This window comes from Phytohabitans houttuyneae (assembly GCF_011764425.1).
GTDB classification, from domain to species: Bacteria; Actinomycetota; Actinomycetes; order Mycobacteriales; family Micromonosporaceae; genus Phytohabitans; species Phytohabitans houttuyneae.
The window spans coordinates 3,109,443-3,129,454 of record NZ_BLPF01000001.1 but is presented as its reverse complement, the minus strand read 5'-3'; the positions used below and the strand labels follow the sequence as shown (position 1 = coordinate 3,129,454).

17 protein-coding genes and 1 pseudogene are annotated in these 20,012 nt (G+C 71.4%); 9 read left to right on the top strand and 9 right to left on the bottom strand.

Going from position 1 to position 20,012, the window contains the following annotated elements; genetic code table 11:
- The first annotated feature begins 12 nt into the window (after positions 1-12).
- On the top strand, positions 13-975 hold the full coding sequence (locus tag Phou_RS13745; protein WP_173056413.1) for a zinc-binding dehydrogenase: 963 nt from the start codon (positions 13-15) through the stop codon (positions 973-975).
- 7 nt (positions 976-982) lie between these two features.
- On the opposite strand, the gene Phou_RS13740 is transcribed toward Phou_RS13745, so the two are convergent.
- The 4 genes and pseudogenes from Phou_RS13740 to Phou_RS13725 all read right to left on the bottom strand — a co-directional run bounded on the left by Phou_RS13740 (position 983) and on the right by Phou_RS13725 (position 5,885).
- Entirely contained in the window at positions 983-1,906 is a 924-nt protein-coding gene (locus Phou_RS13740) for an alpha/beta hydrolase family protein (RefSeq protein ID WP_246273533.1), read from the bottom strand.
- Positions 1,896-2,710, bottom strand: a pseudogene (locus tag Phou_RS13735) (NAD-dependent protein deacetylase). Before Phou_RS13735 ends, Phou_RS13740 begins: the two are co-directional and overlap by 11 nt.
- Positions 2,711-2,754: 44 nt before the next feature.
- Entirely contained in the window at positions 2,755-3,594 is an 840-nt protein-coding gene (locus tag Phou_RS13730; RefSeq protein ID WP_173056411.1) for an alpha/beta hydrolase family protein, read from the bottom strand.
- 92 nt (positions 3,595-3,686) lie between these two features.
- A complete protein-coding gene (locus Phou_RS13725; RefSeq protein WP_246273532.1) occupies positions 3,687-5,885 on the bottom strand; it encodes an MMPL family transporter in 2,199 nt (732 codons plus the stop codon).
- Between the two features lie 116 nt (positions 5,886-6,001).
- Here Phou_RS13725 and Phou_RS13720 point away from each other — a divergent pair, with 116 nt between their 5' ends.
- On the top strand, positions 6,002-6,166 hold the full coding sequence (locus tag Phou_RS13720) for a hypothetical protein (protein WP_173056410.1): 165 nt from the start codon (positions 6,002-6,004) through the stop codon (positions 6,164-6,166).
- Here the strand turns inward: Phou_RS13720 and Phou_RS13715 are convergent.
- From Phou_RS13715 to Phou_RS13700, 4 genes are all read right to left on the bottom strand, one after another.
- Positions 6,140-7,255, bottom strand: a complete 1,116-nt coding sequence (locus Phou_RS13715) for an acetate/propionate family kinase (protein ID WP_173056409.1) — start codon at positions 7,253-7,255, stop codon at positions 6,140-6,142. The genes Phou_RS13720 and Phou_RS13715 overlap by 27 nt on opposite strands.
- Positions 7,252-9,309, bottom strand: coding sequence for a phosphate acetyltransferase (pta, locus tag Phou_RS13710; RefSeq protein ID WP_173056408.1), 2,058 nt, complete (start codon positions 9,307-9,309; stop codon positions 7,252-7,254). Before pta ends, Phou_RS13715 begins: the two co-directional genes overlap by 4 nt.
- A 119-nt stretch (positions 9,310-9,428) precedes the next feature.
- A complete protein-coding gene (locus Phou_RS13705; RefSeq protein ID WP_173056407.1) occupies positions 9,429-11,288 on the bottom strand; it encodes an EAL domain-containing protein in 1,860 nt (619 codons plus the stop codon).
- 2 nt (positions 11,289-11,290) lie between these two features.
- Positions 11,291-11,848, bottom strand: coding sequence for an RNA polymerase sigma factor (locus tag Phou_RS13700; protein WP_173056406.1), 558 nt, complete (start codon positions 11,846-11,848; stop codon positions 11,291-11,293).
- Positions 11,849-12,253: 405 nt separating this feature from the next.
- On the opposite strand from Phou_RS13700, the gene Phou_RS13695 reads away from it, so the two are divergent.
- The 7 genes from Phou_RS13695 (at position 12,254) to Phou_RS13665 (ending at position 19,219) form a co-directional block, all read left to right on the top strand.
- The gene (locus Phou_RS13695; protein WP_246273531.1) at positions 12,254-13,156 is read left to right on the top strand and encodes a MurR/RpiR family transcriptional regulator; all 903 of its coding nucleotides are present in this window, start codon (positions 12,254-12,256) and stop codon (positions 13,154-13,156) included.
- Positions 13,157-13,183: 27 nt separating this feature from the next.
- Positions 13,184-13,918, top strand: a complete 735-nt coding sequence (locus tag Phou_RS13690; protein ID WP_173056405.1) for a sugar isomerase domain-containing protein — start codon at positions 13,184-13,186, stop codon at positions 13,916-13,918.
- Between the two features lie 21 nt (positions 13,919-13,939).
- Complete coding sequence (gene ngcE, locus Phou_RS13685) at positions 13,940-15,331, top strand: N-acetylglucosamine/diacetylchitobiose ABC transporter substrate-binding protein (protein WP_173056404.1); 1,392 nt, start codon at positions 13,940-13,942, stop codon at positions 15,329-15,331.
- 16 nt (positions 15,332-15,347) lie between these two features.
- Positions 15,348-16,232 (top strand): carbohydrate ABC transporter permease, encoded by an 885-nt coding sequence (locus Phou_RS13680; protein ID WP_173056403.1) that lies wholly within the window; start codon positions 15,348-15,350, stop codon positions 16,230-16,232.
- The gene (locus Phou_RS13675; RefSeq protein WP_173056402.1) at positions 16,229-17,050 is read left to right on the top strand and encodes a carbohydrate ABC transporter permease; all 822 of its coding nucleotides are present in this window, start codon (positions 16,229-16,231) and stop codon (positions 17,048-17,050) included. The genes Phou_RS13680 and Phou_RS13675 overlap by 4 nt, the downstream gene beginning before the upstream one ends.
- A gap of 74 nt (positions 17,051-17,124) precedes the next feature.
- Positions 17,125-18,327, top strand: a complete 1,203-nt coding sequence (locus Phou_RS13670; RefSeq protein ID WP_173056401.1) for a family 16 glycosylhydrolase — start codon at positions 17,125-17,127, stop codon at positions 18,325-18,327.
- 7 nt (positions 18,328-18,334) lie between these two features.
- Positions 18,335-19,219: an N-acetylglucosamine kinase gene (locus Phou_RS13665; RefSeq protein ID WP_173056400.1), complete on the top strand. Its 885-nt coding sequence runs from the start codon at positions 18,335-18,337 to the stop codon at positions 19,217-19,219.
- A gap of 9 nt (positions 19,220-19,228) precedes the next feature.
- Here Phou_RS13665 and Phou_RS13660 read toward each other — a convergent pair whose 3' ends face one another.
- The gene (locus Phou_RS13660) at positions 19,229-19,945 is read right to left on the bottom strand and encodes a cellulose binding domain-containing protein (RefSeq protein WP_173056399.1); all 717 of its coding nucleotides are present in this window, start codon (positions 19,943-19,945) and stop codon (positions 19,229-19,231) included.
- Between the last annotated feature and the right edge of the window lie 67 nt (positions 19,946-20,012).

Genomic DNA, 20,012 nt, shown 5'->3' with positions numbered 1-20,012 from the left:
GCCTTTGCTAGCGTGCGGATCATGCGTGCCGCGTATGCCTCCGCGTTCGACGACGACAACCCGCTCGCCGCGTTGGGGGTGGGGGAGCAGCCCGAGCCGGCACCGCCGAGCCCGGACTGGGTGACCGTCGAGGTCAAGGCCAGCTCCCTCAACCACCACGACCTGTGGTCACTGCGCGGCGTCGGGTTGTCCGCGCAGCAGCTGCCGATGATCCTCGGTTGCGACGCGGCGGGCCTGGATCCTTCCGGCGCGGAGGTCGTCGTGTACGCGGTGATCGCCGACTCCGCCGACCCGCGCGGCTACTCGCTGCTGTCCGAGCGGTACCCCGGCACGATCGCCGAGCGGGTCGCGGTGCCCCGCGCCAACGTCGTGCCCAAGCCGGCCGGCATGTCCTTTGCGGACGCCGCCTGCCTGCCGACCGCGTGGCTGACGGCGTACCGCATGCTCACCACCCGCGGCCGCATCCACGAGGGCGAGTCCGTGCTGGTGCAGGGCGCCGGGGGCGGTGTGGCGACGGCGGCCGTCGTGCTTGCCGCCGCGCTGGGCAAGCGGGTGTACGCCACGAGCCGCGACGCCGCCAAGCGCGAGCGCATCGCCGCACTCGGCGCGACCGCGCTGGAGCCGGGCGCCCGCCTGCCCGAGCGCGTCGACGTGGTCATCGAGACGGTGGGCGCCGCGACGTTCGACCACTCGCTCAAGTCGGCTGCCTTCGGCGGTCGCATCGTGGTCTCCGGCGCGACCGCCGGCCACGAGCCGAAGGTCAACCTCCGTCGCGTCTTCGCGATGCAGCTGGAGATCCTCGGCACCTCCATGGGCACGGCCGAGGAACTGGCCGGCCTGCTCACCCTCTGCCAGGAGCGCGGCATCAGCCCCGTGGTCGACAGCGTCTTCCCGTTTTCCGAGGTGGAGGCCGCGTTCGCCCGCCTGCACTCCGGCGACGTCTTCGGCAAGGTGGTCGTCGACCACACCCGCTAGCGGCGGGTCACCCGAGCTTGTCGTCGAGGCGGCCCAGGCCGGTGGAGCCCACGTCGCCGGGCAGCCGCCGCTTGGCGTCGGCGTCGCCGTAGAGGGACCACCGCCAGAAGTCGAGCGTCGAGCCGGCCACCACGTCGAAGGCCCGGTTGCCCTCACGCAGCAGCGACTGGCCGTGGTCGCCGTCGGGGAGGGTGAGGAATGCCTTCGGCCACGGCACGCTGTCGTAGGCGGCCCTGCCCGACGCGTACGAGACGACCGAATCCTGCTGCCCGTGCACGAAGAACAGCGGCGCCGGCGGGCCGGTGAAGCCGAGCCCCACGCCGAGCGCGCTGCCGGCGAGCACCACGCCCGCGTCGAGCCGCTCGTCACGGGCCACGCTGAAGAGGCCGATGGTGGTGATGCCGCCCGCCGAGTGACCGGCGGCGGCGAGGCGGTCGGTGGCGAGGCGCCCGCGCAGCGCGTCGCCCGCGCGGCGGTCCAGCTTGAGGACCTCGGTCAGCACGTACGTGGCGTCGGCCGGCTGGTTGACCACGTCCAAGGCGTCGAGGCGCTCGGTGCCGCGGCTCGTGTACGGGTACGTGGGCGCCACGACCACGAAACCCGCCGAGGCCCAGCGCTCGAGCAGCGGCTGGTAGTCGCGCGGCGTGCCGGTCAGCCCGTGGCTGAAGAGGATCACCGGGAAGCGCCCGGCGTCCGCGTCCGGTGCCCAGATCGTCACCGGCAGCGGCCGGTCGCCCCGGGCGAGCCGCAGCTGCCGCGTGTCCACGTCGAAGGTCTGCCTCGGCGCCCGCCCGGTCGCGGCCGGCGCCGGTGACGCGGAGGGCGTGGCGGTCGAGGAGGTGGGGGGTGCGGAGGTGGCGGCGGGCCGAGGCACGGAAACCGAGCAGCCGGCGAGCAGGAGCGCGGACGCGGCCGCGAGGCTAGCGCGCAACCAGGCCTCCGGCGCCCACGAGGCGAACCAGCTCGGGCAGCACCACACCGAGCGGCGCGTCCAGCGTCAGCGCCGAGTACGCGTCGCCCCGGGTCGCCCCACGGTTGACGATCGCGACCGGGATGCCGAGCTTGGCCGCGCGCAGCACGAAGCGGCGCCCCGACATCACGGTCAACGACGAGCCGAGCACGAGCAGCATGCGCGCGCTCTCCACCAGCGCGAAGCTGGCGTCCACCCGCGGCCGAGGCACCGTCTCGCCGAAGAAGACCACGTCGGGCTTGAGCGTGCCCCGCCCGCAGGCCCGGCAGCCGACCAGGCGAAACCGCTGCACGGCCGCGTCCGGCAGGTCGACGTCACCGTCGGGGTTGACCGCGATCACCTGCGCGTGGAACTCCGGGTTGACCAGCCGCAGCCGCCGGTCCAGCTCGTCCCGCGCGGTCCCCTCGCCGCAGTCGAGGCAGACCACCCGGTCGAGGTTGCCGTGCAGCTCGATCACGCCGGTGCAGCCGCCTGCCTGGTGCAGGCCGTCGACGTTTTGCGTGATCACCCCGCGGAGCAGCCCGCCGGCCTGGAGGTCGGCGACGGCAACGTGCCCGGGGTTGGGCTCGGCGCGGGCGATGGTCCGCCAGCCGACGTGGCTGCGCGCCCAGTACCGCTGGCGGGCGACCGAGTCCCGGGTGAAGGTCTGGTAGGTCATCGGCGCGTGCCTGGCCTGCACACCGTCCGGCCCCGGTAGTCCGGAATGCCGGAGTCGGTGGAGATGCCGGCGCCGGTGAGGACGGCCACGCCACCCTCCGCCACCATCTCGGCCAGCCGCTCGGTCCCGTCGATCACCCATCCATGGTGCCTCAGCTTTCCAGCGACAGGCGGCTCCGCGCGGCGGCGTCGTCGTAGAGGGTCCAGCGCAGAAAGTCGAGCGTCACCGCCAGCACCTGGGCGAAGCCGGGCCGGCCCGGGGTCAGGTACGCGCCGTGGTCCTGCCCGGGCAGCGCGAGGAACGTCTTGGGCCAGTGCACCCGGTCGTACGCCGCGCGCGCCGCCTCGATCGGCACGGTCGGGTCCTCGGTGCCGTGCACGAAGAGCATCGCCGCCGGCGGCCCGGCGAAGGCGCCCGCCATCCCCGCACCAGCGATCACGATGCCCCCGCGCAGCCGGCGGTCGTGGCCGGCGGTGAAGAGGCCCGCGGTCGTGTACCCGCCGGCCGAGTGCCCCGCCGCACCGATCCGGCTGCTGTCCAGGTGGCCGTCGAACGCCGCGAGGGCCAGCACCTCGCGCACCACGTGCCACGCGTCGGCGGGCTGGTTGCGGACGTCGGCGCGGCTGAAGCGGCGGGCGTCCTCGCGGGTGCGCGGGTACGCCGGGGCCGCCACCACGAAGCCCGCCGCGGCCCAGCGGCTGATGATCTCGGCGTGGTGGGCGGGGAGGCTGTATAGGCCGTGGCTGTAGAGGACCACGGGAAAGCGCCCGGTGGCGATCGGGGCGTCGGGCCCGGCGTGGAGGGCCGGGTACCAGAGCGTTGTCGGCAGCGGACGGGCCTGGCCGCGGCTGAGCGGCAGCGCGCGGACGCCCACCGGATAGGTGACGGACGGGGCGGAGGCGTAGGAAACGGCGTGTGGCGCCGGAGCGCCACACGCCGCCGAAGCGAGCAACAGGACCACGCCGACGAGTCCCGCTGCGGACCGCTTCATGTTTCGACGGTACGGACGAGACCGCCGTACTGGGCCGGCTTTCCGGTTCCCGTACGGCGGCCATCCGGACACCAAGGTCTCTTACCAGTGGGCTACTTGTGCGACAGCTGCGGCAGCCAACCGAGCCAGCGCGGCAGGTACCAGTTCCGCTCGCCCAGCATCGCCATCACCGAGGGCAGGAGCACCGCTCGCACGATCGTGGCGTCGATCAGCACCGCGATCGCGAGGCCGAAGCCCATCTCCTTCATCGCGGTCAGCGGCGCCGTGGTGAAGAGCGCGAACACCGCCACCATCACCACCGCCGCGCTGGTGATCACGCCGGCCGTGTTCTGGATGCCGCGGGAGACGGCCAGCTTCGTCGGCCAGCCGCGGTCGTAGCCCTCCCGGATCCGGCTCAGGACGAACACGTGGTAGTCCATCGACAGGCCGAACAGGATCACGAAGAGGAACAGCGGGATCCAGCTCGTGATCGTGCCGCGCTCCTGGAAGTCCATCAGACCGGCGCCCCAGCCGTGCTGGAAGGCCAGCGTCAGCGCACCGTAGGCGGCGGCCACCGAGAGCAGGTTGAGCACGATCGCGGTCAGCGCCACGACCACCGAGCGGAACGAGACCAGCATCAGCACGAACGCCAGGCCCAGCACGAAGGCGAACACCAGCGGGACGCTCCGGGTCAGCGCGTGGTTGAAGTCGACCGACTGGGCGGCCTCGCCGGTGACCGCCACCTCAGCGCCGGCCACGCCGCCGAGCGAGTGTGGGATCACGTCGTCCCGCAGGGTGTGTACCGCGTCCTCGGAGACGTCGTCGGTACCCGTGCCGGAAAGCCCGATGTGGATCTGGGCGACCGTCTTGTCCGGGCTGACCTCGACGGACACCGGTTCGTGAAGCTGGCCGGTGGCCAGCGCCTTGGTCTTGAAGTCGGCGATGGCCGCGGTGATCGCGGGGTCGGTGACGTCCGCCGCCTTGAGCACGACCGTCGCGGGGTCGGCACCGCCGGGGAAGGCGGCCTGTACCCGGTCGTAGGTCTTGATCGCGGCCTCGTCGTGCTTGACGCCCTCGATGCCGTCCGAGGCCGGCTTCATGCCGAGCGCCGGCAGCGCCAGCGCGACAAGCGCGAGCGCCGCGATGGTCGCCGAGACGCCCGGCTTGCGCAGCACCACGCGGAGGATGAACCGCCAGAACCGGCCGTCGGACTTGCGCCGGTACAGGCCCGGGATGCGGCCCAGGTCGACCTTGTCGCCCAGCTTGGAGAGCATCGCCGGCAGCACGGTCAGCGAGCCGAGCGCCGCGGTCGCGACCACGAGGATCGTGCCGACCGCCAGGCTGATGAATGTGACGTCCTGGGTCAGGAACATGCCCGCCATCGCGATGATGACCGTGAACGCGGAGATCAGGATCGAGCGTCCGGAGGTGGCCGCCGCGATGGCCAGCGCCTGGTCCGCGCTCGCGCCCTTGGCCCGCTCCTCGCGCTCCCGGCGGATGTAGAAGAGGCAGTAGTCGACGCCCACGGCGAGGCCCATGAGCAGCATCAGGTGGGTGACCGTGTCGTCCGCCGGGAAGAAGCGGCTGCTCGCCGCCAGCAGGCCGAGGGACGCCAGGAACGCGGTGATGGCCAGGCCCAGCGGGAGTACGGCGGCCAGCAGCGCGCCGAACGCCACGAGCAGGATGCCGAGCGTGACCGGCAGAGAGAGCATCGACAGGGTCCCCAGCGCGCCGCTGACCTGCGCGTCGATCGCCTCGTCGATGCTGACCTCGCCGGTCTGCGCGACCACCAGGTCCGGGTGCTTGTCCTGGACGCCGGCCACCGCGTCGAAGACCGGGTCGATCCGGTCGGCGGCCGTCTCCGGGTCACCCTTCATGTCGAACGTGACGAGCACCGAGTGCATGTCCCCGGAGACCGCGTCGGTGTTCACGTTTTCGACCTGGCCGGTGCCCTCGACGGCGGCCGCGGTGTCCCGCACCGCGGTACGGAACTCGATCGAGTCGGCCGTGAGCGTGCCGCTCTGCACGATCACCATCTCGCCGGCCCGCTCGGGGAACCCGGCCGCGTCGATGATCTCGGCGGCGCGCTTGGACTCGCCGTTGCCGTAGTCGCTGTCCTCGGCGCCGACCGTGCCGATCACCGCGCTCAGCGCGGTCGCCACGATCACGAACAGCAGCCACCCGACGATCGCGGTGGCGCGGTGGCGCGTGCTGAAGCGGGCGACGGAGGCGGCCAGGTTGCGGGGCCGCCGGTGGCTCGTCAGGTTCTCGTCCGACCGGCTTTCCGGCGGTCGCAACATGGATGTCGTCATGTCCATGACGCTATGAGCGGGGCTGATCCACCTCGATCCAGCGCACACCCCACTTTCTGGTGGGGACTGCCGCGCGTTCGTGGTAGGGCCTGCCCTACCACGCTATGGTCATGGCCATGTCTGACGAGTACGTGGACCCGAGCGGAAACACCGAGGCGTTCCGCTCCTTCGCGCAGAGCCCGGAGGCCGAGGCGGCGCCGTCCCGCCTGCCTCTGATCATCGGCATCGCGGTGCTGGCCGCGATCCTGATCGCGCTAGTCGCCTTCCTCGCCGCGGGCTGATCCGGTCACGATCACGCCGCGCGCCTGCGTAGCGATCTCCAGCTCTTCGTCGGTCGGCACCACGAGCACCGTGACCGGCGCACCGTCCGGCGAGATGATGCCTTCTTCGACCCGCTCGTTGCGCTCCGTGTCCACCTCGATACCCAGCCGTGACAGGCCTGCCAGCGACTCGGCACGCACCGCCGCCGCCCGCTCGCCCACCCCGGCCGTGAACGCGATCGCGTCGAGGCGGCCGAGCACCGCGTAGTACCCGCCCACATACTCCTTGATCCGCCGGCAGTACACGGCGAGCGCGAGCGTGGCGGCCCGGTCGCCCGCGGCGCGGCGGCTCAGCACCTCCCGCATGTCGCCGGCGCCGGCCAGCCCCTGGAGCCCGCTGCGGTGGTTGAGCAGGTCGTCGAGGTCGTCCACGCCCATCCCCGCGTTGCGCGCCAGGTAGACGAGCACGCCCGGGTCGATGTCACCCGATCGGGTGCCCATCACCAGGCCCTGCAACGGCGTGAGCCCCATCGACGTCGCGACCGACCGTCCACCCTCGACGGCGCACACGCTCGCCCCGTTGCCGAGGTGCAGCGTGATCGTGTTGACCGTCTCCAGTGGACGCCCGAGGAGGGCTGCGACGCGCCGCGAGACGTACGCGTGGGAGGTGCCGTGAAAGCCGTACCGGTGCACGCCGTGCTCACGCGCCAGGTCCGCGTCGATGGCGTAGGTGGCCGCCTCCTCGGGCAGCGTGCGGTGGAACGCCGTGTCGAACACGGCGACCTGCGGCACGCCGGGAAGGCGGCGGCGCGCCACCTCGATGCCGGCGAGGTTGGCCGGGTTGTGCAGGGGCGCGAGCGGGATCAGCTCCCGTACGGCCGCGACGACCTCGTCGGTGACAAGAGTCGGCTCGCTGAACCGCAGTCCACCGTGGACCACCCGATGTCCCACACCGTCCAGATCGGAAAGGTCGAGCCGCTCGGTCACCTCGGCGAGGGCGGCGTCGTGGTCGGTGACCCGCTCGACGACTCCCTTGTCGACTGTCTGCTCGTCCGCGTAGAGGCGGTACTTGACGCTCGACGAGCCGCTGTTGAGTACGAGGATCTTCACGACGTGGCCGCCTGGATCGCCGTGATGGCGACCGTGTTGACGATGTCCTTGACGGTCGCCCCGCGGCTGAGGTCGTTCACCGGCCGCCGCAGCCCCTGCATCACCGGGCCGACCGCCACCGCTCCCGCCGTGCGCTGCACCGCCTTGTACGTGTTGTTGCCCGTGTTCAGGTCCGGGAAGATGAAGACCGTCGCGTAGCCGGCGACCGTGCTGCCGGGCAGCTTCGTGCGGGCGACGCCGGGGTCCACCGCCGCGTCGTACTGGATCGGACCCTCCACGGGCAGGTCCGGCCGGCGCTCCCGGACGAGAGCGGTGGCGGCCGCGACCTTCTCCACGTCGGCGCCCGCGCCGGACGAGCCGGTCGAGTAGGAGAGCATCGCCACCCTCGGCTCGACGCCGAAGCGCGCGGCGGTGTCCGCGGAGGACAGTGCGATGTCGGCGAGCTGCGCGGCGTCCGGGTCGGGGTTGACCGCGCAGTCGCCGTACACGAGCACGCGGTCGGCCAGCAGCATCAGGAAGACGCTGGAGGCCACCGACACGTCCGGCACCGTCTTGATGATCTCGAAGGCCGGCCGGATCGTCGCCGCGGTCGTGTGCGTGGCGCCGGAGACCATGCCGTCCGCCCGCCCGGTGTGCACCATCATCGTGCCGAAGTAGCTCACGTCCCGCACCACGTCGCGGGCCAGGTCGAGGGTGACGCCCTTGTGCCGGCGGATCTCGGCGTACATCCCGGCGAACTCGTCCAGCCACTGGCTCGCCGCCGGGTCCACGATGGAGGCGCCCGCGATGTCGAGCCCGAGGTCCTTGGCCTTGCGCGCGATCTCGTCCGGGTCGCCGAGGAGCGTGAGGTCGGCCACGCCACGCCGAAGCAGCGTCTCGGTGGCGCGCAGGATCCGCTCCTCGGTGCCCTCGGGGAGCACGAGGTGGCGGCGCTCCAGGCGGGCGCGGTCGATCAGCTCGTACTCGAACATCAGCGGCGTCACGCGCGGCGCCCGCGCCACGTCCAGCCGGCGCATCAGCTCCTCGTTGTCCACACTGGACTCGAACGCGCCGATCGCCGCCTCCACCTTGCGCGGGCTGGCGGCGGTGGGACGCCCCTCGATGCGGCCGATTGCCTCGACGGTGTGGTAGCTGTCGGTCGCCACCGAGAGCACGGCAAGCCCGGCGCCGAGCGACTCCACGAGCCGCATCGCGCGGGGATCGGGCCGTACACCGAGGGTGAGCACCACGCCGGCGATGGCGGGCGTGCCGGCCGCCCGCGCCGCGCCGGCGGCCACGAGCAGGTCGTCCCGGTCGCCCGGCATGATCAGCAGGCAGCCGTCGGTCAGGTGCTCCAGCATCAGCGGCACGTGCGCCGCGCCGACGACGAAGTCGAGCACGTCCCGGTCGAGCGCGGCGTCGTCGCCGGTCAGGCGGGTCGCGCCCAACCCAGCGGCGATCTCGGCGACGGTGGGCGCGGAGACGGTCGGCACCTCAGGGACCGCGTACGCCGGCACGGGCAGCTCGGGCATCTCGGTCCCCGGCGGCACCCGGTTGGCGATCACCGCGAGCACGGTGGCGCCGAGGTCACTCAGCCCGTGGTAGCCGCCGCTGGCTGCGGTGGCGATCTCCTCCGGGTCCTGCTCCAGGCCGTCGACCACGGCCACGACCACGCTGCTGAACTCGTTGGCCAGGCGCGCGTTGAACGCCAGCTCGTCGGTCTCGTCGTCGGCCCGCAGGCCGTTGCCGACGATCACCATCGCCTTGTGCCGCCGCTCCACCTCCCGGTAGCGCCCGACGATCAGCGCGATCAGCTCCTCCCGCCGCCCGGCGGAAATCAGCTCACCCGCTTCGGAGTAGGTGGCCCCGTAGAGGTCCTCGTACGGGTCCTCGATCCGGTACCGCTCGCGCAGCAGGTCGAGGATCGCGTCCCGCCCGCCCTCGGCGCTGGGAGCGAGCGGCCGGAACACGCCGATGCCCTCCACCTGCCGGGAGAGCAGCTCGGCCAGGCCGAGCGCGATCGTCGACTTGCCGCCACCCGGCCCCAGCCCGGCAACGTAGACGCTTCGTGTCACCCACCCACCCTATTTCCAGCGCCCCCGCCCGCCCCGGCCACCCGGGGCGTTGATCAGGGACCTGTGGGTGGACACACCGGCCGACACACCCACCAACTCCCTGATCAACCGCAAAAGGGTTACGCGGGGGAGTCGATTCGCAGGTCGAACTCGATCGACGTGCCGGACGACGCGGGCGCGCCGGCGATCGGCATCGGGGGGCCCACCTCGTAGCCTTGCGCGAAGTCGACGCCGAAGCCGCGCAGCAGCTCGATCGTCGCGGCGTCCCGCACGTACTCGCCGGCGGTCAGCACACCGTGCGCCTGGCAAGCCTCCACAATGGAGCGCACCAGCGCCTGGTCGGTGGGGGAGTTCACGATGTCGGTGATGAAGGCGCCGTCGATCTTGACGAGGTCGATGGGGAACGACTTCAGGTACATGAACGAGCTGTACGCCGCGCCGAAGTCGTCGAGCGCGAGCTGGCAGCCCAGCTCGCGGATCGCGCGCGCGAAGTAGAGCGCCCCGGACCGGTTGTCGATCCGCGCGGTCTCGGTGATCTCGAACGTGATCCGGCGGGGGTCGACATCGTGCTTGTGCAGCAGGTCCTGCACCCGCCCGAGCAGCCCCGGCTCGCCGAGCGACCGCCCGGAGACGTTGATCTGGTAGTGCGGCGTGGGCGGCCCCTGCGCGATCAGCTCGAACGCGTTGTCCATCACCCACAGGTCGATCGGCAGCGTCTCGTCGACGTGCTCGGCGATGTCGAGCAGCGGCGAGGGCGGCACCGGGTTGCCCGCGTCGTTGAGCGTGCGGAGCAGGATCTCCTGCCGGGTGATCTGGTTGAGCCGCAGGTCGAGGATCGGCTGCGTGTACAGCGTGAACCCGTTGCCGGCGACCGCCGCGCGCACCCGCGTGCGCCACGCCTCCTGCCGCTCGTCGGCCGGAGCGGGGCGGGGCAGCGCCTTGAGGACGGCGCCGCTCTCCTTCGCGTGCCGCCACGCCGACTCGGCGTCGATCAGCAGGTCGATGCTGCTGCTCTCGTCGTGCGCCTCGAAACGGACCAGGCCGCCCCACGCGTCGATCCGCAGCGCCTGCGGCCCGGCGACGAAGAGCTGTGCCCGCAGCTTCTCCACCATCGTCTGTGCGATCGACGTGGCCGGGCGCAGCCCGATGTCGGGCATGAGGACGCCGAACTCGCCGGGGCCGAGCACGCCGCAGATGTCGACGCGGCGGGCCACCTGCATGACGAACGTGGCGACCACCTCGGAGAGGCGCTGCGGCTCGGTGCCGCCCTGCGGCTCGGTGGCCACGATCAGCAGTACGCCGCTGCCGGTGCGCCGGGCGCGGTCGAGCTCGTCGCTGAATCCCGCGCGGTCGCGCAGCCCTGTGCCGGGGCCGAAGCTCCCCGACGCCCGCTCGACGATCTCTCTGCGGCGGGCCCGCCGCTCCCGCTCCTGGCGGGCGAGCTCCAGCTCGGTGACGTCCTGCGCGGTGCCGATGAGGCCGGTGGGCTCGCCGGCCGTGCCGGTGAGCACCTCGATGTAGCAGTGCACCCAGCGGGTGATCCCGCCCGGCTGCACCACCCGGCAGGTCAGCTCGGTGGCCGTACGCTCGCGCCACGCGGAGGTGGCGGCCTCGCGGATGCGGCGCTCGTCGTCCGGGTGTACCAGCCCGATGAGCGTCTCCAGGCTCTGGCGCACCACGCCGGGCGCCCGGCCGAAGATCAGTGACATCTCGTCGGACCAGGCGAGCTCGTTGGTCGCCGCGTCCCACCGCACCGTGCCCTGCTTGGCGAGCTGCGCGGTACGAGTGATCCGGGGGATCTCGCCGGTGTCGCCGTCGAGCGGGTCACGCGGGTCGACGTCGCCCACCAGGTCGCGGCCGTCGGCCTTGGCCCGCGCGTACTGCTGCTGCACCCAGCGGGTGTTGCGGCTCGCGCTGGCCCGCTCGAAGACCGTGGGCTGGTGGCTGGCGGCCAAGGCCAGGATGTCGTCGAGGTCCACCGTCAGCGTCCCCTGGCGGGCACGGTGAATCCGGCCTCCTCGGCGAGCTCCTTGAGCCGCCGGCGAGCGGCCGTCTTGTACGAGCGGACCGTGTTGTCCGCCATGCCGAGGATCCGGGCGATCTCCGGATCGGTCCAGCCCTCGAAGGCGAGCGCGAACACGGCCGCTTGGCGCTCGGGCAGGCGGCGCAGGCAGCGAAGGAGCCACTCCTGTGCCTCGCGGGAGTCGGCCGGCGGTGCGACGAGGCGGTCGCTCGAGACCTCTTCGAGGGGGAGGGTCGACTCGCGGCGCTGGCGGGCCTGCTCGTTCATCAGCTTGTAGCGGGCGGTCTTGTAGACCCAGGCCAGGGGCTTCTGGTACCCGCTGATCACGTCCCATTTGTCGCGGGCCGTGATGAGCGTTTCCTGCACCGCCTCCTGGACGAGCTCGCGGTCGCCGCACTGGCTCCGGAGGAACCGCTCGACCGCCACGATGTTGTCCCGGCAGAAGTCCTCGAAGGAGGCGTCCAGCTCGGCCAGCCGCTGCTCGGCGGCGGTCATGCTGGGCTCGACTATGGTCACGCCCTGCCCACCTCACCGGCTCCGCGCGCTGGCACGCTCGTTCCCCCAAGCGTCAAAAGATTGATCACCGTTCGCTCCCCGCATCATCGTCCCGCATATCACTGTCGGTAGGAGTTGCTTGGGAGGTGCGTTGAGGGGCACAGGTTCCCCAAGTGATCGGTGGTCATGCTTTCTACCAGCATTTTTTCGTCCGATCGGCCAAACTAGACAGACCGAAAGGATGAACGGCGTGGGCTCAGGCCATGTTTTACGTAACGTAGCGGTAAGCACACGCTTGGTCCTTTGTGGTCAAACGCCTGGGTGAGGCCACCCCCGGCGCATCAAAATTTTTTCGCTCGCTCTTGACGTAGCGGGGCGTCCAATCATAATTTTCTTCATCACAAAGCAACGACGAAAGGAATTTCGGTGGCGGTACAGACCCAGGGCGTCATCGGCCGGCTCCGGATGGAGCTGTCCACGCTCCCCGATGCGCTCCAGCGCGTGGCGGAGCAGATCCTGGAGGACCCGGCCGTGGCGGCGGAGGCGTCCATCGTGGACCTCGCCGAGCGTGCCGGCACGTCCACCGCCACGATCACGCGGTTCTGCCGGGTGCTGGGCTTCCGCGGGTACGCGGCGCTCCGGGTCGCACTGGCCGCCGAGATCGGCCGGCAGGAGCAGGCCCGGTGGGACACCGACATCGACCGTGAGATCGAGCCGGGCGACCCGCTCGACCGGGTGCTCGGCGTCATCGCCAGCGCGGACTCCCGGGCCATCCAGGAGACCGCGGCCGGCCTCGACCTCGACAAGGTCGCGCGGGTCGCCGACGCCATCGCGACGGCGGGCCGGGTGGAGCTCTTCGGGCTCGGCAGCAGCGGCACCGCCGCCCGCGAGATGGCGTTCCGGCTGGAGCGCATCCGCATCCCGGTGTGGTACCGGGAGGACGCCCACAAGGCGCTCACCAACGCGGCCCTCCTCGGCCCCGGCGACGTCGCGATCGCCCTCTCACACGGCGGGCGCACCCGCGAGGTGATCGAGATGCTCGCCGAGGCGGCGTCGCAGGGCGCGCTGACCGTCGCGGTCACGTCGTTCGAGCGTTCCCCGCTGGGCGAGACCGCCGACATCACGCTGACCACGGCCGTGCACGAGACGACGTTCCGGGTGGCCGCGCTCTCCGCGCTCCACTCCCAGCTCGTCGCGCTCGACCTCATCTACGTCGCGGTGGCCCAGCGCACCTACGAGCGCACGACCGAGGCGTTCCAGGTGACCGCGCGCGCCGTCGAGGCGCACCGCCTGCGTGACCAACCCGCTGCGCGACGGCGCCGCGGCTGACCGCCTATCTCCCGGGGGAGCTCACACATGACGGCCCAGGCGTACCTCTCGATGATCAGTGAGCTCGTGGCAAAGGTGGGCACCAGCCAGGCGGACGGCGTCAAGGGCGCCGCGAGCCTCATCACCGCCGCCCTGGACCGCGGGGGAGTCGTGCAGGCGTTCGGCTCGGGCCACTCCGAGGCGCTGGCCATGGAGATCGCGGGCCGGGCCGGCGGGCTCGTGCCGACCAACCGCATCGCGCTGCGGGACATCGTCCTCTACGGTGGCCAACCCCGCGCGGTGCTCGAGGACCCTGGCCTGGAGCGCGACCCCGGCGTGGCCCAGCAGCTCTACGACCTGGCCCCGGTCGACCCGCGGGACGTCTTCGTGATCGCCTCCAACTCCGGCGTCAACGGCGTCGTGGTCGCGCTCGCCCTGCTCGTCAAGGAGCGGGGACACGACCTGATCGCGGTGACCTCGCTGGAGCACAGCGAACGCGTCACGCCCCTGCACGCCTCCGGCAAGCGGCTGTCCGACATCGCCGACGTGGTGCTCGACAACGGCGCGCCGTACGGCGACGTGGCCCTGCCCGGCCAGGTCGGCGCCGTCTCCTCGGTCACCGCCGCCGTCCTGGCTCAGATGGTCGTCGCCGAGGTGGTCGCCCGGCTGGCCGAAGCGGGGCAGACCCCACCCATCTACCTGTCCGCCAACATCCCCGGCGGGCACGAGCACAACCAGCTCCTTGAAGCGCGGTACGCCGGCCGCATCCGGCGCACCGCCTAGCCCTCGAAGGGTAGGCATACCGTGCACAGACATCCCACCAGACGCACGCTTTTGGTCGGAGCGGTCGCGGCGACGGCGCTCAGCGCCTGTGCCACGGGCGGCGCCGACGACGATGACGACAAGGGCACGAAGGCCGATGCCACCGCCGACAACCCGTTCGGCGCCCCGGCGGACGCCGGGCTCGAGGTGGTCGTCTTCAAGGGCGGCTACGGCGACCAGTACGCCATCGAGGCCGGCACGCTCTACGAGCAGCGCTTTCCGAAAGCCACCGTGGACCACAAGGGCATCCAGCGGGTCGGCGAGGTGCTCCAGCCCCGCTTCATCTCCGACGACCCGCCGGACGTGGTGGACAACAGCGGCGCCGGCCGCCTCGACCTCGTGACGCTGGTGTCGTCCGGCAAGCTCACCGACCTCACCGAGCTGCTCGACGCGCCGAGCGTCGACGACCCGTCGAAGAAGGTCCGGGACACGCTGATGCCGGGCGTGGTCGAGGACGGCACCTTCGACGGCAAGGTGCTCGTGCTCAACTACTCCTCCGTCCTCTGGGGCATCTGGTACTCCAAGTCGCTGTTCGCCAAGAACGGCTGGACCTACCCGACGACCTGGGCCGAGATGCTCACGCTCTGCGGCGAGATCAAGAAGAGCGGCATCGCGCCGTGGACCTGGCAGGGCAAGTTCCCCGAGTACATGAACGACCCGCTGGTCTCGCTGGCAGCCAAGGCCGGCGGGCACGAGCTGGTCAAGTCGGTGGACAACCTGGAGCCGGGCATCTGGAAGAGCCCGTCGATGCTGGCCGCCGCGGACGCCATCTACCAGCTCGCCGCGCAGGGCTACATCCTGCCGGGCTCGGAGGCGCTGTCGCACACCGAGGCGCAGAACGCGTGGAGCAAGGGCCAGGCCGCGTTCATCCCCTGCGGCTCCTGGCTGGAGGGCGAGCAGCAGCAGGTCACCCCGGCCGGGTTCGACATGGTGCTCGGCACCGTGCCGTCCCTGACCGGCGCCGACAAGCTGCCCAGCGGCGCGGTGATGGCCGCGAGCAGCGAGTCGTTCCTGGTGCCGGCCAAGGCCGGCAACGCCCGCGGTGGCCTGGAGTACCTGCGGATCCTCTTCTCCCAGAAGGTGGCCCGCGGCTTCGCGCAGAACTCCAAGGCGCTGCCGGTCGTCGCCGGAGCGACCGACGGGCTGACGCTCAGCAGCGGCCTCGCCTCCACCGCCGAGACCGCGAAGGCCGCCGGTCCGAACATGTTCGGATACCGCTTCCGCACCTGGTACCCACCGCTGTCCAAGGCGCTCGACGACGCCACCGGGGAGCTGCTCACCAAGCGCACCACGCCGGACAAGTGGGCGGCACGGGTGCAGAAGGCGGCCGACGCCGTCGCCGCCGACTCCTCGGTCGCCAAGCACAAGCGCTGAGCGCGGGAGGGTGACCATGCGACACGGCCGGTACCGGTTTCTGGCCGGGGCGATGATCCCGCCCCTGCTGCTGTACGCAGTCTTCGTCGTGTCGCCGTACGCGCAGGCGTTCTACCTGGCCTTCACCGACTTCAACGGCGTCTCCAGCGACGTGAACATCGTCGGCTTGGACAACTTCACCCGGCTGTGGAGTGACCCGCTGTTCCTGTCGGCGCTGCGCCACAACGGCCTGATGCTCGTGGTCGTGCCGCTGGTCACCATCGCGCTCGCCCTCTTCTTCGCCACCTCGACCCGGGGCAGCCGCCTCCTGCGGGCCTACCGGGTGCTCTACTTCTTCCCGCAGTTGCTCTCCGTCGCCATCATCGCCGTGCTGTGGCAGTTCGTGTACACGCCCAACAGCGGGCTGCTCAACGGCTTCCTCGACCGGATCGGCCTGTCCACCCTGGAGCGCTCGTGGCTGGCCGAGCCGCGGTTCGCGCTCTGGTGCGTGATGGCGGCCCTGATCTGGTCGGCGGTCGGCTTCTACGTCGTGCTCTTCGCGGCCGCGATCGAGTCGATACCGGCGGACATCACCGAGGCGGCACTGATCGACGGCGCCGGGGCCTTCACGCTCTTCTGGCGGATCACGCTCCCGCTCGTGTGGGACAGCGTGCAGGTCGCCTTCGTCTACCTGGGCATCATCGCGCTCGACGGCTTCGCGCTCGTACAGATCATGACCGTGGGGCCGGGCGGGCCGGACAACAGCACCGAGGTGATGGGGCTGTCGCTCTACCGCAACGCCTTCACATACGGCAAGTACGGCTACGCCTCCGCCATGGGCGTCGCGCTCTTCTTCCTCACCCTCACGTTGACCGTGCTCATGCTCCGCGTGACCCGGCGCGAGCGCGTGGAGATGGCATGAGAACGACAGGTCGCCTCGTACACGTGGTGCTCCTCGTCTGGGCGCTGCTCGTCACGCTCCCGCTGCTGTGGGCGGTCGTGTCGTCGCTCAAGACCGACGCGGAGATCTTCGACAGCCCGTGGTCGCTGCCGGCCACACCCCGCTTCGACAACTGGGCCCGCGCCTGGGCCGAGGCGTCGATCGGCCGGTACCTGCTCAACACGGTCGTCGTGGTCGGCGGCGCGCTCGTGCTCACCATGCTCTTCGGCGCGCTTGTCGCGTACTGCCTGGCCCGCTACCCCTTCCCCGGCAACCGGGTCATCTACTACACGCTCGTCGCCGGGATGCTCTTTCCCGTCTTCCTGGCGCTCGTGCCGCTGTTCTTCGTGGTGGACCAGCTGGGCATGCTCGGCACCTATCACGGGCTGATCCTCGTGTACGCCGCCTACGCCCTCCCGTTCACCGTCTTCTTCCTGCACGCCTTCTTCCGCACGCTGCCGACCGCCGTCGCCGAGGCCGCGTTTCTCGACGGGTGCTCGCACGCGGCGGTGTTCTTCCGCATCATGCTGCCGATGGCCCGCCCGGGGCTGGTCAGCGTGGGCATCTTCAACTTCCTCGGGCTGTGGAACCAATATCTGCTTCCCCTTGTGCTCAACCCCGACCCGGACCGGTACGTCCTGGCCCAGGGACTCGCGTTCCTGGCGGTCAGCCAGGGCTATCGCAGCGACTGGAGCGGCCTGTTCGCGGGACTCGTCATCGCGATCCTGCCCGTCCTCGTCGCGTACATCCTGTTCCAGCGCCAGATCCGCGACGGATTGACCGCCGGCGCGGTGCGGTGATCCCACCCGCCTCAGCGCGCCCCCGCGGGTTGAGGTGACCACACCCCCAAGCGCCATCCAGAAAGGAGCACGCCGTGAAACGCCTCTCCGCTGGACTCGCCGCGACCGCCGCGGCCCTCGCCGCCGGCACCGTCGCCGCCGTGGCGAGCAGCGCCGCCCCGGCCGTCGCACTCGCCCCCTGCCAAGTGCTCTTCGACGACTTCAACTACAGCGGCCCGGCTGACCCACTGATCGGTCAGCGGGGCTGGTCGGTGCGGACCAACTCGGGTGGCCCGGGTGTGCCCGGCGCCTCCTGGCCCGCCTCCAACGTCTCGTTCCCCACAGTGGACGGTGCGAAGTCGCTCCAGCTCCAAGCCGCCACCGACGGCACCGCCGGCGGTACAAGCCAGTCCGAGTTCCTGCATCAGCGCAAGTTCTTCGAGGGCACGTACGCGGCCCGGGTCAAGTTCGCCGACGCTCCGGTCAGCGGCAACGACGGCGACCACCTGGTCGAGACGTTCTTCACCATCACCCCGCTCAACGCGGCGATGGACCCCAACTACGGTGAGATCGACTTCGAGTACCTGCCCAACGGCGGGTGGGGCGAGCAGGGTCCGATCTTCTACCAGACCACGTGGGAGACGTACCGTCCCGACCCGTGGGAGGCGGTGAACACCCACACCGCGCAGCGGCAGAGCTTCGCCGGCTGGCACGACCTGATGTTCACGGTCTCCGCCGGTCACGTGAAGTACTACGTGGACGGTGCGCTCGTCGCCGACCACAGCGGCATCTACTATCCCGAGACGCCCATGTCGATCAACTTCAACCTGTGGTTCATCGACACCGCGACACACACCGGTGGCATGGCGACCTATCGCCAGCAGGTCGACTACCTCTACCACACGGTGAACGAGGCGCTCACGCCCGCCGAGGCCGCCGCTCGCGTGGCCGCCTTCCGCTCGGCCGGCACCGCGCACACCGACACGGTGGGTACCGGCGGCTCCTGTCCCACCCCGCCGGTGTCACCGTCGGTCTCGCCCACCGTCTCCCCGTCCGTCTCGCCCTCGGTGTCACCGACCGTGAACCCGACCGGCGGGCCGGGCTGCTCCTCCGCGCCGTTCTGGAACATCAACTCCGTGTACCTGGGTGGCAACACCGTCCGCCACCAGCGCAGCGCCAACGGCGTGCCGGGCGGCCCGCCGTCCGGTGACGGCGTGCACCTGTGGCGGGCCCGCTGGTGGACGCAGGGCAGCGAGCCCGGCTGGACCCAGCAGTGGGAAGACCTCGGTCGCTGCTGATCCGTAGATGACCCTCGTCCTCGGCATCGACATCGGTGGCACCGCGACCCGCGCGGTCGTCACCACCCTCGGCGGCACCCGTGCCGGCTTCGGCCGCGCGGGTGCCGCCAACCCCGTCACCATCCCGGCCGCCGAGGCGGCGGCCAACCTGACCGCCGCCATCTCCGCCGCGCTGTCCACGGTGGACGCTTCTCGGATCGGTGTGGCGGTCGCGGGCGCCGCCGGGGGGTCACGGCCCGCGGTGCTGCAGGCCGCGTTCGACACCCTGGGGGTACAGTGCCCGCTGCACGTCGTCGGCGACGCCGAGGTGGCGTTCGCCGCGGGCACCGGCGAGCCGGACGGGAGCGTGCTCATCTCGGGCACGGGCGCGGTGGCCGCCGAGATCAGCGGCGGTCGCATCTTCCGTACCGCCGACGGTCTTGGATGGCTTCTGGGCGACCTCGGCTCCGGCTTCTGGATCGGCCGCACCGCCGCGACCGCCACCGCCCGTGCCCTCTACCGCGGCGACCCACCCGGCCCGCTCGTCGCCCGGGTCACGGCCGCGGTGGACGAGACGGCGGCGGACCCCTTCGTGGTGGCGGTGCACACCTGGAAGCCGCGCGACCTGGCCTCCCTGGCACCACTCGTGACCGCCGCGGCGGCGGACGGCGACACGCTGGCGCTGTCCATCATGGACGAGGCCGCCACGCACCTGTGCGAGACGGTCGCCGAGATTCGCCCGCCGGGCGACCGGAGCCCGATCGTGCTCGCCGGCGGCGTGCTCCGGCACTGCTCGTGGTTGCGCGCGTCGGTACACGACCAGCTCCGGGTGACCTGGCCCGAAGCGGTGGTGTGCCTCGCCGCCCCCGGTGAGGAGGGGGCCGCCAGGCTGGCCGCCCGCCTCCTCCGCTAGGCACGCCGCTCAGTCGTCGTCGACCTGCTGCAGGACGACGGTGTCCGGCGTGTAGCCGGTGACGGAGAGCGTCACCACCGCACGGTCGTCGACCGTGTCGCTGTCCTGCATGCTCATGACCGGGTAGCTCTGCGGCGTGCTCCAGTTGTTCGGCGTGAAGAGGAGGACGACCGGCGGCGAGGCCCAGACGCCGGTGCCGGAGAGGGACATGCCGAGCGCCACCTGCTGCGCCGGCGGGTGGCTGAGCCGGATCGTGAACGACCCGCCGCCACCCTCGGGGATCGTGACGGTGTCGGGCTCGGCGATGACGGCCTGCGGCTGGCCCGTGACCGAGCAGGCCACGCCGTTGACCCGCCAACCGGTGGGTGGTGTGTTGACGCCGCTGTAACGCCCGTTGAAGCCGAGCCAGATGCTCCCGCCGGTCGGCACCGGCGCCGCGTACGGTCCACTCCGGACGGTCACCGCCTGCCCCGACTGCGACCAGATGTGGTTCCAACTGGAGGTCACGGTCTGGTCGCCGGTGAAGCGAAACTCCACCGTGTACCCGTTCCATGGGTCGCCAAGGTTTTTGATCTGAGCGCTGGCGGTGAAGCCACCGCTCCAACTCGTCGCCGTGTAGGTGACCTCACAAGCGGTGGCTGCGTGCGCGGCGGCCGCGGGCACGACGGCCGCGCCGAACCCGGCCAGGACCGCCACGAGGGCGAGCCGCCCAATCCGAAGATGCATAGCCATCAATGTATGTGCTGCCGTGCGGGCGGTCCAGGTGTCCGGATTCGCGACCGAACCGCTGGGC

What these genes read in the sequence shown, in the direction of transcription:
- Phou_RS13730 (WP_173056411.1), bottom strand. Translation starts at nt 3,594, where the DNA reads ATGAAGCGGTCCGCAGCGGGACTCGTCGGCGTGGTCCTGTTGCTCGCT.
- Phou_RS13725 (WP_246273532.1), bottom strand. Translation starts at nt 5,885, where the DNA reads ATGACGACATCCATGTTGCGACCGCCGGAAAGCCGGTCGGACGAGAAC.
- Phou_RS13720 (WP_173056410.1), top strand. Translation starts at nt 6,002, where the DNA reads ATGTCTGACGAGTACGTGGACCCGAGCGGAAACACCGAGGCGTTCCGC.
- Phou_RS13690 (WP_173056405.1), top strand. Translation starts at nt 13,184, where the DNA reads ATGACGGCCCAGGCGTACCTCTCGATGATCAGTGAGCTCGTGGCAAAG.
- Phou_RS13680 (WP_173056403.1), top strand. Translation starts at nt 15,348, where the DNA reads ATGCGACACGGCCGGTACCGGTTTCTGGCCGGGGCGATGATCCCGCCC.
- Phou_RS13675 (WP_173056402.1), top strand. Translation starts at nt 16,229, where the DNA reads ATGAGAACGACAGGTCGCCTCGTACACGTGGTGCTCCTCGTCTGGGCG.
- Phou_RS13665 (WP_173056400.1), top strand. Translation starts at nt 18,335, where the DNA reads ATGACCCTCGTCCTCGGCATCGACATCGGTGGCACCGCGACCCGCGCG.
- Phou_RS13660 (WP_173056399.1), bottom strand. Translation starts at nt 19,945, where the DNA reads ATGCATCTTCGGATTGGGCGGCTCGCCCTCGTGGCGGTCCTGGCCGGG.